The organism is Streptomyces sp. NPDC022910 (assembly GCF_055561075.1).
In genome coordinates, this window is the sequence record NZ_JBVHHL010000013.1 from 16,867 (window position 1) to 30,600 (window position 13,734).

At 69.6% G+C, this 13,734-nt stretch carries 8 protein-coding genes; 6 read left to right on the forward strand and 2 right to left on the reverse strand.

From position 1 onward, the window contains the following. Nucleotides 1-179: 179 nt before the first annotated feature. Nucleotides 180-2,990 (forward strand): preprotein translocase subunit SecA, encoded by a 2,811-nt coding sequence (gene secA, locus ACZ3TS_RS15165; RefSeq protein ID WP_467617784.1) that lies wholly within the window; start codon nucleotides 180-182, stop codon nucleotides 2,988-2,990. A gap of 74 nt (nucleotides 2,991-3,064) precedes the next feature. On the opposite strand, the gene ACZ3TS_RS15170 is transcribed toward secA, so the two are convergent. Then, nucleotides 3,065-3,586 carry an Rv3235 family protein gene (locus ACZ3TS_RS15170; RefSeq protein WP_467617787.1) on the reverse strand — a complete coding sequence of 174 codons (522 nt, stop codon included), beginning with the start codon at nucleotides 3,584-3,586 and terminating at the stop codon, nucleotides 3,065-3,067. A gap of 345 nt (nucleotides 3,587-3,931) precedes the next feature. On the opposite strand from ACZ3TS_RS15170, the gene ACZ3TS_RS15175 reads away from it, so the two are divergent. Together ACZ3TS_RS15175 and ACZ3TS_RS15180 are read left to right on the forward strand one after the other, a co-directional pair. Then, complete coding sequence (locus ACZ3TS_RS15175; protein WP_467617789.1) at nucleotides 3,932-4,447, forward strand: DUF6912 family protein; 516 nt, start codon at nucleotides 3,932-3,934, stop codon at nucleotides 4,445-4,447. Nucleotides 4,448-4,515: 68 nt separating this feature from the next. Next, nucleotides 4,516-5,181 carry an HAD family hydrolase gene (locus ACZ3TS_RS15180; RefSeq protein ID WP_467617792.1) on the forward strand — a complete coding sequence of 222 codons (666 nt, stop codon included), beginning with the start codon at nucleotides 4,516-4,518 and terminating at the stop codon, nucleotides 5,179-5,181. Nucleotides 5,182-5,220: 39 nt separating this feature from the next. On the opposite strand, the gene ACZ3TS_RS15185 is transcribed toward ACZ3TS_RS15180, so the two are convergent. Beyond that, a complete protein-coding gene (locus ACZ3TS_RS15185; RefSeq protein ID WP_467617795.1) occupies nucleotides 5,221-5,787 on the reverse strand; it encodes a DJ-1/PfpI family protein in 567 nt (188 codons plus the stop codon). A gap of 614 nt (nucleotides 5,788-6,401) precedes the next feature. On the opposite strand from ACZ3TS_RS15185, the gene ACZ3TS_RS15190 reads away from it, so the two are divergent. The 3 genes from ACZ3TS_RS15190 (at nucleotide 6,402) to ACZ3TS_RS15200 (ending at nucleotide 13,679) form a co-directional block, all read left to right on the forward strand. Further along, the gene (locus ACZ3TS_RS15190; RefSeq protein WP_467617798.1) at nucleotides 6,402-11,342 is read left to right on the forward strand and encodes an NAD-glutamate dehydrogenase; all 4,941 of its coding nucleotides are present in this window, start codon (nucleotides 6,402-6,404) and stop codon (nucleotides 11,340-11,342) included. Between the two features lie 223 nt (nucleotides 11,343-11,565). Continuing rightward, the gene (locus tag ACZ3TS_RS15195) at nucleotides 11,566-12,087 is read left to right on the forward strand and encodes a GtrA family protein (protein WP_467617801.1); all 522 of its coding nucleotides are present in this window, start codon (nucleotides 11,566-11,568) and stop codon (nucleotides 12,085-12,087) included. Nucleotides 12,088-12,218: 131 nt separating this feature from the next. After that, nucleotides 12,219-13,679, forward strand: a complete 1,461-nt coding sequence (locus ACZ3TS_RS15200; RefSeq protein WP_467618025.1) for a hypothetical protein — start codon at nucleotides 12,219-12,221, stop codon at nucleotides 13,677-13,679. Nucleotides 13,680-13,734: the final 55 nt, after the last annotated feature.

Here is a 13,734-nt window from a genome sequence, read left to right on the forward strand (position 1 = left end):
ATGGCCCGTTACTTTTCGTGGCAGGGACGCGGCACCTTCGGCCGCGCCCGTCCGTTGTCCTAGTGGCTGTCACCGGCAGACCTCCCGGCGCGGTGGGGTCCTCGCTTACGATGGCCGTTGCTCAAGCTGTCATATGTAACCGACCGTCCCAGGCCCGACCGGCAAGGAGACAAACCCCCGTGTCCGTCCTCTCGAAGATCATGCGTGCAGGCGAAGGCAAGATCCTGCGCAAGCTGCACCGCATCGCGGACCAGGTCAACTCCCTCGAAGAGGACTTCGTCGACCTCTCCGACGCCGAGCTGCGGGCCCTCACCGATGAGTACAAGCAGCGGTACGCCGACGGCGAAAGCCTCGACGACCTGCTGCCCGAGGCGTTCGCGACCGTCCGCGAGGCGGCCAAGCGCGTCCTGGGCCAGCGCCACTACGACGTGCAGATGATGGGCGGCGCCGCGCTCCACCTCGGCTATGTCGCCGAGATGAAGACCGGTGAGGGCAAGACGCTCGTCGGCACCCTGCCCGCGTATCTGAACGCCCTGTCCGGAGAAGGCGTCCACATCGTCACGGTCAACGACTACCTGGCCGAGCGCGACTCCGAGATGATGGGCCGCGTCCACAGGTTCCTCGGTCTGAGCGTGGGCTGCATCCTCGCCAACATGTCCCCGGCCCAGCGCCGCGAGCAGTACGCGTGCGACATCACGTACGGCACGAACAACGAGTTCGGATTCGACTATCTGCGCGACAACATGGCGTGGTCGAAGGACGAGCTCGTCCAGCGCGGCCACAACTTCGCGATCGTCGACGAGGTCGACTCCATCCTGGTCGACGAGGCCCGTACGCCGCTGATCATCTCCGGCCCGGCCGACCAGGCCACCAAGTGGTACGGCGACTTCGCCAAGCTGGTCATGCGCCTGAAAAAGGGCGAGGCGGGCAACCCGATGAAGGGCGTCGAGGAGACCGGCGACTACGACGTCGACGAGAAGAAGCGCACGGTCGCCATCCACGAGTCCGGCGTCAGCAAGGTCGAGGACTGGCTGGGCATCGACAACCTCTACGAGTCGGTGAATACCCCGCTGGTGGGCTACCTGAACAACGCGATCAAGGCCAAGGAGCTCTTCAAGCGCGACAAGGACTACGTCGTCATCGACGGCGAGGTCATGATCGTCGACGAGCACACGGGCCGTATCCTCGCGGGCCGCCGCTACAACGAGGGCATGCACCAGGCGATCGAGGCGAAGGAAGGGGTGGACATCAAGGACGAGAACCAGACGCTCGCCACGATCACCCTCCAGAACTTCTTCCGCCTCTACAAGAAGCTCTCCGGCATGACCGGTACGGCGATGACCGAGGCCGCCGAGTTCCACCAGATCTACAAGCTCGGCGTGGTCCCGATCCCGACCAACAAGCCGATGATCCGCAAGGACCAGTCGGACCTGATCTACCGCACCGAGGTCGCCAAGTTCGAGGCGGTCGTCGACGACATCGCGGAGAAGCACGAGAAGGGCCAGCCGATCCTGGTCGGCACGACCTCGGTCGAGAAGTCCGAATACCTCTCGCAGCAGCTCGCCAAGCGGGGCATCCAGCACGAGGTGCTCAACGCGAAGCAGCACGACCGCGAAGCGGTGATCGTCGCCCAGGCCGGCCGCAAGGGCGCCGTGACCGTGGCCACCAACATGGCCGGCCGAGGTACGGACATCAAGCTCGGCGGCAACCCCGAGGACCTCGCCGAGGCCGAGCTGCGCCAGCGCGGGCTCGACCCCGAGGAGCACATCGAGGAGTGGGCGGGGGCGCTGCCCGCCGCCCTGGAGCGGGCCGAGCAGGCGGTCAAGGCCGAGAAGGACGAGGTCGAGGAGCTCGGCGGTCTGTACGTGCTGGGCACCGAGCGCCACGAGTCGCGCCGCATCGACAACCAGCTGCGCGGTCGTTCCGGCCGTCAGGGCGACCCCGGTGAGTCCCGCTTCTACCTCTCCCTGGGCGACGACCTGATGCGCCTGTTCAAGGCCCAGATGGTCGAGCGCGTCATGTCGATGGCGAACGTGCCGGACGACGTGCCGATCGAGAACAAGATGGTCACGCGCGCGATCGCGTCGGCCCAGTCGCAGGTCGAGACGCAGAACTTCGAGACCCGGAAGAACGTCCTCAAGTACGACGAGGTCCTCAACCGGCAGCGTGAGGTCATCTACGGCGAGCGGCGCCGCGTCCTGGAGGGTGAGGACCTGCAGGAGCAGATCCACCACTTCATGGACGACACGATCGACGAGTACGTCGCCGCTGCGAGCGCCGAGGGCTTCGCCGAGGAGTGGGATCTGGACCGGCTGTGGGGCGCCTTCAAGCAGCTCTACCCGGTGAAGGTCACCATCGACGAGCTGGAGGAGGCGGCCGGCGACCGGGCCGGGCTGACCGCCGAGTTCATCGCCGAGTCCATCAAGGACGACATCCACGAGCAGTACGAGGAGCGTGAGGCGCAGCTCGGCTCCGAGATCATGCGTGAGCTGGAGCGCCGGGTCGTGCTGTCGGTCCTTGACCGCAAGTGGCGTGAGCACCTCTACGAGATGGACTACCTCCAGGAGGGCATCGGCCTGCGCGCGATGGCGCAGAAGGACCCGCTGGTGGAGTACCAGCGCGAGGGCTTCGACATGTTCACCGCGATGATGGAAGGCATCAAGGAGGAGTCCGTCGGCTACCTGTTCAACCTGGAGGTCCAGGTCGAGCAGCAGGTCGAGGAGGTCCCCGTCGAGGACGCGAAGCCGTCCCTGGAGAAGGAAGAGGCGGTGGCGGCGCAGGCCGCCCGCCCGGAGATCCGTGCCAAGGGGCTCGACGCTCCGCAGCGACGTGAGCGGCTGCACTTCTCCGCGCCGACCGTGGACGGTGAGGGCGGCATCGTCGAGGGCGACTTCGCCAGCGACGACGAGCCGGTGCGCTCGGAGGCGGACGGCCTCACGCGCGCGGAGCGCCGCAAGCAGGCGAAGGGCGGACGGCGCCGCAAGAAGTGACGGTGCCGCGGGTGACACAGCCGTGGTGAGGGGCCGGGCATCCGAGGGTGCCCGGCCGCTCGTGCTCGTGTGCGTCAGTCGTCCTCCACCTGTGGCTTCCGGGGCCCGCCCAGCTCCACCGCCGTGCAGCGCCAGCGGTGGTCCGGGCCGCACTCCAGGCGGAACGCCATCGCGCGGAGCTGGTCGCCCGCGCCGATGCGGGCGAAGGCCTCGATGGCTCCGGGGCGCGGGACGTAGTAGCCGATGTCGCGGACGACGGGGCGGGTGCCACGAGTGCGCAGCGCACCGCGTTCGGCGAGCCAGGCCAGCTCGTCGTAGGCCCGTCCGACGGTGTGGCGGAGCATGCTGTGCACCGGCCGCTGACCGCTCAGCACGGACACGAGACGGTCGGCGAAGACATCGGTGGGTCGGACCTGGGGGACCGGCTCCGCCTGGCTCCGGGCGCCGGGAGCGGTCGTACGGGACGTGCCCCGGCCCGGTGCCGTATGGCGGGGGGTGCCACCCGGGCGGCGGGTGTCGTGGCGGACCGGCGGGCGGCCGCCCGGGCGGCGCTCGACCCTGGTCATCGCCTTGTTCCTGGTCATCACCTTGTTCATGCGGGATCCCCGTTTCGCGGGACCGGCGGATACCGGTCGGTAACTTCTCGGTGGGGATCTTGTACGGGGTGGGGGACCGGGCTCGCAACGAAGCCGGGGGCGCGGCGCAACGGCCGAAGGGTTCACCTATCAGGGTGAGGAGCGAGGCAGGAATCCGTGGAGCGGCCGGGGTGTACCGGGTGATCTGCAGGCATCCCGGTTGACGGTGGCGGAGGGTGCGACGGGGCCCGAAGGGGGACGCCCCCACGTATCCTGGGGTGACTCGCCGGAGGCGCGGGACCGATCTCCGCCAGGCCCTGCCACGGGCCGTCCGGCCGCCCTTACCGACTACGAAAGCGGCTCGCCATGCGCGTCTACGTCCCCCTGACCCTCTCCGGTCTCGCCGAGGCGTACAAGACGGGCGAGCTGGGCGCAGGACCGCTCGTGGCGTACGCCGTGACGCCCGCGCTGCGCGAGTGGTACCTCTCCGACGACATCGAGGAACTGGAGTACGCGGCACTGAGCCGGTCCGCGCTGGCCTCGCTGCGGCTGCTGGCGGCGGACCCCGGGGCGCCGCGGCGACGGGTGGTCGTGGCGGTCGACGTACCGGACGGCGCAGCGGCTGCCGATCCCGACCGGGCCCTCGACCCGGAGGCGCTCGGCGAGGTGCGGATCGCCGGGGCCGTGCCGCTGTCCGAGGCGGCCGCGGTGCACGCCGACGCGGCCGACGGGGAGGCGGACGTGACCGCGGCGGCCCAGGCGCTGGAGGCGGCGGACCGCGGCGACGACGACGCGCAGTTCGTCGTGGACGGCGCCGAGGACCACGAGCTGCTCTGGTATGCGACGCAGGAGATTCCTGATCTGCTGGGGCTGGGCGACTGACCTGGCGTTCTCCCCTTCCCGGTGCCGCTGCTCCGATGGTTGTCAGTGGGGCCGGGTACGTTTTCCGCATGGGGATGTACGAAAACGCGCACATCGTCTGGGACTGGAACGGGACGCTGTTCCACGACAATGACGCGATCATCGGGGCGACGAACGCGGCCTTCGCGGAGCTCGGTCTGGAGCCGATCACGCTCGAGCGCTACCGGGCGCTGTACTGCGTGCCGGTGCCCAAGTTCTACGAGCGGCTGATGGGACGGCTGCCGACGGACACCGAGTGGGAGGTCATGGACGAGGTCTTCCACCGGTACTACGCGCGGCACCGGATCCGCTGCGGGCTCACAGAAGGCGCGGCGGACCTGCTCGCGGGGTGGCGGTCGGCGGGCCGCAGCCAGTCGATCCTCAGCATGTACGTCCACGACGAACTCGTCCCGCTGGTCCGGGGGTTCGGGATCGAGGCCCACTTCGTACGCGTGGAGGGACGGACCGGGCCCTCCGGCGGCAGCAAGGCCGAGCACATGGTCCGGCACATACGAGCGCTCGACGGCGTGGAGCCGGCGCGCACGGTGGTGATCGGGGACGCCGCGGACGACGCGGTCGCCGCCCTCCACGTCGGCGCTCGGGCCGTTCTGTACACCGGCGGCTCCCACAGCCGCGCCAGCCTCGAGGAGGCCGGTGTACCGGTGGTCGACACGCTGGAGGAGGCGGTCGCGGAGGCCGAGAGGCTGGCGGCGTGAGCGGTGCGGCGCCCCTCGCGGCGCCGCACCGAACTGTCGTCAGGTCACCGGCGCCTTCGCGCGCAGCACCGTCAGGAACTCACGCATCCAGCCGGGGTGGTCCGGCCATGCGCGGGACGAGACGAGGGTGCCGTCGACGACCGCTTCGGCGTCCTGGAAGGTGGCACCGGCCGCCTGCATGTCCAGCTCCAGCGCTGGGTAGGCCGTGACGCGCCGCCCGCGCAGGGCGTCGACCGCGGCTGTGAGCAGGGGACCGTGACAGATCTGGGCGACCGGCTTGTCGGTGTCGAAGAACGACTTGAGGATCTTGCGGAGCTCGGGATCGTTGCGAAGGTACTCCGGGGCGCGCCCGCCGGGGATGACGATGGCGACGTAGTCACCTGGGTCGACCTCGGAGAAGGCGAGGTCTGCCGGCCAGGTGTAGCCGGGCTTCTCGGTGTAGGTGTCGAAGCCGGGTTCGAAGTCGTGGACGACGAAGCGGAGCGTCTTGCGGGTGGGGGCCGCGATATGGACCTCGTAGCCCTCCTCGCGCAGGCGCTGGTAGGGGTAGAGGACCTCCAGTGATTCGGCCGCGTCGCCGGTGACGATCAGGATCTTCTGCGTCATGTTCGCCGTGCTCCCCTCGGTCGTGCGGACGGCTCCGTCGGGTGCTTCTGGCAACGTGCCCGAGGTCGAAGGCCTTGCCAAGGGGCCCCGTACCGTTCGTACAGCCGTGCTCGCTGCTCGTACAGCCATGCTCGCACCGACGGGCCTGCACGGCATCGCCCCTTTTGCCCCTGTGCAGAACGTCAAAGTTCCGCCCCCTGTTTTGTACACATACGGCTCATGACGTGCCCCCCGTCCTGGGCGATAGCCTGGTGGCGTGATCAGCGCGATACCTCGCGGGGGCGTCCTCGTCCCTGCTCTGCGCCCGGTGAGCACGGACGACATCCGTGACCGGGCGGCGGTCGCTGATCCTCGCAGGCGGGGCCGGTCGGAAAGGGCGCCGCAGGCGTCCGGCACGGCGGCCGGGGTGCCGGGGACGCGGGAGGCGCACGGCGCGCCGAGAGAAGCGTCACAGACACCGCGGACGTCGGAATTGGCCGATAACCCCCCGCCTTTCTCTCCATGCGGCATAGCGTCGATCCAGACCGGACACCCCGCGTCACGGCGTTACGTCGGAGAAGAGACCGTACTTCCTTCTACGTCACGCAACGGCGCGCGACAGGAGCCAGAGGACAATGCAGACCAAGCTGGACGAAGCCAAGGCCGAGCTGCTCGAGAGGGCCGCCCGGGTAGCTGAGAACAGCCCGGTCGGGGGGCACCTACCGACTGGGACGACGGGCGAGGGCACCCCCGACCGGGACACCGTGCTCGCGTTCCTCCAGCGTTATTACCTGCACACAGCCCCGGAGGACCTGGCGGACCGCGACCCGGTTGATGTCTTCGGAGCCGCGTTCTCGCACTACAGACTGGCCGAGACGCGCCCCCAGGGCACGGCCAACGTGCGGGTCCACACCCCGACCGTCGAGGAGAACGGCTGGACCTGCAGCCACTCCGTCGTCGAGGTCGTCACCGACGACATGCCCTTCCTGGTCGACTCCGTCACCAACGAGCTGTCGCGGCAGGGGCGCGGCATCCACGTCGTCATCCACCCCCAGTTCGTCGTCCGCCGGGACCTGACGGGCAAGCTCCTGGAGGTGCTGCCCGACGTGCCCGGCGGCGAGCTGCCGCACGACGCGCACGTCGAGTCGTGGATCCACGTCGAGATGGACCGGGAGACCGACCGCGGCGATCTGAAGCAGATCACCGCCGATCTGCTCCGCGTCCTGTCCGACGTCCGCGAGGCCGTCGAGGACTGGGAGAAGATGCGCGAGTGCGCGCTGCGGGTCGCCGAGGGGCTCCAGAAGGAGCCGGTGCCCGAGGACCTCCCCCAGGCGGAGCTGGAGGAGGCCGGCGAGCTGCTGCGCTGGCTGTCCGCCGACCACTTCACCTTCCTCGGCTACCGCGAGTACGAGCTGCGTGACGACGACGTGCTGGCCGCCGTGCCCGGCACCGGGCTCGGCATACTGCGATCCGACCCGCACCACGCGGGTGACGACCAGCACCCGGTGAGCCCCTCCTTCGAGCGGCTGCCCGCGGACGCCCGCGCCAAGGCCCGCGAGCACAAGCTGCTGGTCCTCACCAAGGCCAACAGCCGCGCCACCGTGCACCGGCCGTCGTACCTCGACTACGTCGGCGTGAAGAAGTTCGACGAGGACGGCAACGTCGTCGGCGAACGCCGCTTCCTGGGCCTGTTCTCGTCCGCCGCCTACACCGAGTCGGTGCGCCGCGTGCCCGTCATCCGGCGCAAGGTCGACGAGGTCCTCAAGGGCGCCGGGTTCTCGCCCAACAGCCACGACGGCCGCGACCTGGTCCAGATCCTGGAGACGTACCCGCGCGACGAGCTGTTCCAGACGCCGACCGACGAGCTGCGCTCCATCGTCACCTCCGTCCTCTACCTCCAGGAGCGCCGCCGCCTGCGGCTCTACCTGCGCCAGGACGAATACGGGCGCTACTACTCGGCCCTCGTCTACCTGCCGCGCGACCGCTACACCACGGGCGTGAGGCTGCGGATCATCGACATCCTGAAGGAGGAGCTCGGCGGCACCAGCGTCGACTTCACGGCCTGGAACACGGAGTCGATCCTCTCCCGGCTGCACTTCGTGGTCCGCGTCCCGCAGGGCACGGAGCTGCCGCAGCTGTCCGACGCCGACAAGGAGCGCATCGAGGCCCGGCTCGTCGAGGCCGCCCGCTCCTGGGTCGACTCCTTCGCGGAGGCGCTGAACGCCGAGCTCGGCGAGGAACACGCCGCCGAGCTGCAGCGCCGCTACGCCAATGCCTTCCCCGAGGGCTACAAGGCCGACCACACCCCGCGGGCCGCGGTCGCCGACCTCGTCCACCTGGAGCAGCTGACGACCGAGGAGGGCGGCAGGAACTTCGCCCTCAGCCTGTACGAGCCCGTGGGCGTGGGCCCCGGAGAGCGCCGCTTCAAGATCTACCGCAGGGGCGAGGCGGTCTCCCTCTCCGCCGTACTGCCCGTGCTCAACCGGCTCGGCGTCGAGGTCATCGACGAGCGCCCGTACGAGTTGCGCTGCGCGGACCGCACGACCGCGTGGATCTACGACTTCGGTCTGCGTCTGCCCAAGTCGTTGACCGGCAACGGCGACTACCTCGGCGACGACGCCCGTGAGCGGTTCCAGGACGCCTTCGCCGCCACCTGGACCGGGCAGGCCGAGAACGACGGCTTCAACGCCCTGGTCCTGAGTGCCGGCCTCACCTGGCGGCAGGCGATGGTGCTGCGCGCATACGCGAAGTACCTGCGCCAGGCCGGTTCGACCTTCAGCCAGGACTACATGGAGGACACCCTCCGCAACAACGTCCACACCACCCGGCTGCTGGTCTCCCTCTTCGAGGCGCGGATGTCTCCGGACCGGCAGCGAGCCGGTCTGGAGCTGACCGACGCCTTGCTGGAGGAGCTGGACGCGGCTCTCGACCAGGTCGCCTCGCTCGACGAGGACCGTATCCTGCGCTCGTTCCTCACCCTGATCAAGGCGACCCTGCGCACCAACTTCTTCCAGGAGGCGCGGGGCGGCAAGCCGCACGACTATATCTCCATGAAGTTCGACCCGCAGGCCATCCCGGATCTGCCGGCGCCGCGTCCGGCGTACGAGATCTGGGTGTACTCGCCGCGGGTCGAGGGTGTGCACCTGCGCTTCGGCAAGGTCGCGCGAGGAGGTCTGCGCTGGTCCGACCGGCGTGAGGACTTCCGCACGGAGATCCTCGGCCTGGTCAAGGCGCAGATGGTGAAGAACACCGTCATCGTCCCGGTGGGCGCCAAGGGCGGGTTCGTGGCCAAGCAGCTGCCGGACCCGGCCGCGGACCGTGACGCATGGCTCGCGGAGGGCATCCGCAGCTACCGGACGTTCATCTCCGCCCTGCTCGACATCACCGACAACATGGTCGCCGGCGAGGTCGTGCCGCCCGCGGACGTGGTCCGGCACGACTCGGACGACACCTACCTCGTGGTCGCCGCGGACAAGGGCACGGCGACGTTCTCGGACATCGCCAACGAGGTGGCCGAGAGCTACAGCTTCTGGCTCGGCGACGCCTTCGCCTCCGGCGGCTCGGCGGGCTACGACCACAAGAAGATGGGCATCACCGCCCGCGGCGCCTGGGAGTCCGTGAAGCGGCACTTCCGGGAGCTGGACGTGGACACCCAGGCCGAGGACTTCACCGTCGTCGGCATCGGCGACATGTCCGGCGACGTGTTCGGCAACGGCATGCTGCTGTCGGAGCACATCCGCCTGGTCGCGGCCTTCGACCACCGGCACATCTTCATCGACCCGAACCCGGACGCGGCGACCTCGTACGCCGAGCGCCGTCGTCTGTTCGAGCTGCCGCGCTCCTCGTGGGCCGACTACAACACCCAGTTGCTGTCGGCCGGCGGCGGGGTGTTCCCCCGGTCTGCCAAGTCGATCCCGGTCAACGCGCACATCCGCGAGGCCCTCGGCATCGAGGGCGCCGTCACCAAGATGACCCCGGCCGACCTGATGCGGACGATCCTCAAGGCGCCGGTCGACCTGCTGTGGAACGGCGGCATCGGTACGTACGTCAAATCCTCGGCGGAGTCGAACGCGGACGTCGGCGACAAGGCCAACGACGCCATCCGCGTGGACGGCCGGGACCTGCGCGTCAAGGTCGTCGGCGAGGGCGGCAACCTGGGTCTGACCCAGCTCGGCCGGATCGAGTTCGCCCAGCACGGCGGCAAGATCAACACCGACGCCATCGACAACAGTGCGGGCGTGGACACCTCCGACCACGAGGTGAACATCAAGATCCTGCTCAACGCGGTCGTGGCCAACGGCGACCTGACGGTCAAGCAGCGCAACCAGCTGCTCGCCGAGATGACCGACGAGGTCGGCGCCCTGGTGCTGCGCAACAACTACGCGCAGAACGTGGCGATCTCCAACGCCCTGTTCCAGTCGAAGGACATGCTGCACGCGCAGCAGCGGTTCCTGCGTTACCTGGTGCGTGAGGGCCACCTCGACCGGGCGCTGGAGTTCATGCCCACCGACCGGCAGATCCGCGAGCGGCTCAACTCCGGGCAGGGCCTGACCGGTCCGGAGACGGCCGTCCTGCTGGCGTACACGAAGATCACGGTCGCCAAGGAGCTGCTGGAGACGCCGCTGCCCGACGACCAGTATCTGCGCAGCCTGCTGCACGCGTACTTCCCGACGGCGCTGCGCGAGAGGTTCCCCGAGCAGATCGACGGCCACGCCCTGAGCCGCGAGATCGTGACGACCCTCCTGGTCAACGACACGGTCAATACGGGCGGTACGAGCTTCCTGCACCGCCTCCGTGAGGAGACGGGCGCCTCGCTGGAGGAGATCGTCAGGGCGCAGACCGCATCCCGTGCGATCTTCAACGCGGGCGTGGTGTGGGACGCGGTCGAGGACCTCGACAACAAGGTGGAGGCCGACGTCCAGACCCGTATTCGCCTGCACTCCCGCCGGCTGGTCGAGCGCGGCACGCGCTGGCTGCTCAACAACCGGCCGCAGCCGCTGGAACTCACCAACACGATCGCGTTCTTCAAGGACCGCGTCGAGCAGGTCTGGAGCGAGCTGCCCAAGCTGCTGCGCGGCGCGGACCTGGAGTGGTGGGAGAAGATCCACGACGAGCTGACGGGCGCCGGCGTCCCGGACGAACTCGCCACGCGGGTGGCCGGGTTCTCCTCCGCCTTCCCCTTGCTCGACATCGTCTCGGTGGCCGACCGTACGGGCAAGGACCCGATGGCCGTCGCCGAGGTCTACTACGACCTCGCCGACCGGCTGCGGATCACCCAGCTCATGGACCGCATCATCGAGCTGCCGCGCGCGGACCGGTGGCAGTCCATGGCCCGCGCGGCGATCCGCGAGGACCTGTACGCGGCCCACGCGGGCCTGACGGCCGAGGTCCTGGCGGTGGGCAACGGCACCTCCACACCGGAGCAGCGGTTCAAGGCCTGGGAGGAGAGGAACACGGCGATCCTGACGAGGGCGCGCGCCACCCTCGACGAGATCGCGAACTCGGACTCCTTCGACCTCGCGAACCTGTCGGTCGCGATGCGCACGATGCGCACGCTGCTGCGGACGCACGGCTAGGTCCGTACTGCTGGTGCTTCCGGTACGAAGGCGGGGGCGCCCCAACACTGTTGGGGCGCCCCCGTTCGTGTGTCCGGCATCATCCCCTTCCTCGTCGGCCAGTTCGCGCTTTCTTGCCAATACCTTGGGAAATTCCGGCGTTGAATTTACCCTTTCCTGCTAAACGGGACATTTGGGCTAGGGTTTGGCCTGATCGTCGGACGAGTGTGGAGGACCCGTACCCGTGACTGTGAACCTCTCCGAGCAGCGACCCCAGGTCGCTCGCCCGGTTGCCGAGCCCGCCCCCGCCCACGCCCCCGCACCCGCCCCGGCGCCCGCCCGGGCCCGGCGGCTCGCGGTCGAGGTCGCCAAGTTCGGGGTCGTCGGCGGCAGCGGTGTCGCGGTCAACTTCCTCGTCTTCAACTTCCTGCTGCACGGTCTCGTGTGGGCGCCGATGACGGCGACCGTCCTCGCCAGCATCGTCGCCATGGGCACCAACTACCTCGGCTTCCGCTTCTTCGCCTACCGTGACCGGGCCTCGCGCACCCGGCAGCAGATCGTCCTGTTCTTCGTCTTCAGCGGGATCGGCGTGGTGATGGAGAGCGTGCTGTTCTACGTCGGCTACCACGGGCTCAATATGAACGGGTCGCTCGGTTCGAACGTGGCCAAGGCGCTGTCGATCGTGCTGGCGTCGGCGTTCCGCTTCCTGGTGTACCGGACATGGGTGTTCCAGCACGAGGCGAAGCAGGGCGCCGACACGCGATGAGTGTCGCCTCGGAGGGGACGGGCGGGGCCAGAGGGGTCACCGGGACCACGGGGACGACAAGGGTGGCCGCTGGAAGCGACAGCCGGAAGCGGCCCTGGAGCGCCCTCGCGACCGTCGGGTCGCCGCGTGGAATGGCCGGAGCCGCACTGTGGGCGGCCGTGGGGCTGCTCGTCGTACTGATGCTGCTCGTGATCGTGCGGCTGCCCTGGGACGGCGACCTCGGCATGCACGCGGCGACCGTGGAACGCCTGCGGCACCGACTGCTCGATCCCGGCAATCCGCTGGTGGACGAGAACACGCCCAGCCCGTACTACTCGCCGTGGACCGTCTTCCTCGGCGTCGTCGCCCGCCTCACCGGGCTGTCCGTCTGGATCGTGCTGCGTATCGCCGCGCTGATCAGTCTCACCCTGCTGGTCACGGGCGTGTGGCGATACGTTCGCACGCTGACTGCCCAGCGTCTTGCGCCGCCGCTCGCCCTGCTGTGTGTGGTGTTCCTGTGGGGCACACAGGTGTTCAACTGGAGCGGCTTCCTCGGACTCAACTCGCTGGCGCTGACGGTGGCTTATCCGAGCGTGTTCGCGCTCGGGCTGGCCTTCCACTTCTGGGCGCTGCTGGCGCGGGCAGTGAAGGGCGAGCCCGCGGGGTGGGTCGTCTTCCTCGGGCTCGGTGCGATGTGGGCGGTGATCCTGCTCAGCCACCAGTTCACCGGGGTGGTGGCGACGCTGGGAGCGCTGGCGACCGTGCTGGGGACAGGGGCCGGGCGGAGGGCCTGGCCGCGGCTCGGGGCCGGAGTCGCGCTCGGAACGGTGGTCATCGCGCTGTGGCCGTACTACGACTTTTTCGCGCTGCTGCGCGCGGGCGGTCTGGAGGCGGTCCACCGGCCGCTGTACCAGCATCTGTTCGTGCGGTTCTGCCTCGTGCTGCTCGGGGTGGCGGCGCTGGCGGTCCGGGCGCGGAGGGACCGACGGGATCCGCTGGTGGTGTTCTTCCTGCTCGGGGTGCTGATGTTCGCGGCGGGCGGGCTGACCGGGCACTACTCGTGGGGACGGGCGCTGCCTGCGGTGCTGATCCCGGCGCAGGTGGCGGCCGCCGTGGAGGTGGCCGGGGCGGCGCGAGGGGCGTTGCGGAACGTGGCGGCCGGAGTGCTGGCGGCCGCGCTGGCCCTCGGGGCGTGGACCCAGGTGCAGACCGTGGGATACGTGATGGGCCGCAGCGCCCTGCCCGGGGCGGTCGCGGCGAAGTACCGGGTGCCGTGGGCGGGGTACCACTGGATCACCCCGTGGGTGCGGTACGGGGACGTGGTGATGGCGCAGACGTATCCCGCGCGGCAGATTCCGGCGTACGGGGCGTACACCGTGGCGCCGGGATACCCGGACTTCTTCCTGCCGGACGAGGGCCGGCGGGAGACGGCCGTGCGGACCTACTTCGGGGCGGGGGTGTCGCGGAACGCGCGTCTTGGCGTGCTGCGGACGTACGACGTGCGGTGGGTGGTGCAGCGGCCGTCGGACGGGGGGTTGCCGGCCGGCGACCGGGCGCTGCGCAGGGTGGCTACGGGGCCGGGAGGCCAGGTGCTGTACCAGGTGCTGCGCTGAGGGGTGCCCCAGGGACGGGCAAGGGTGGCGGGGGGGTGAACACCCCCCGCCACCC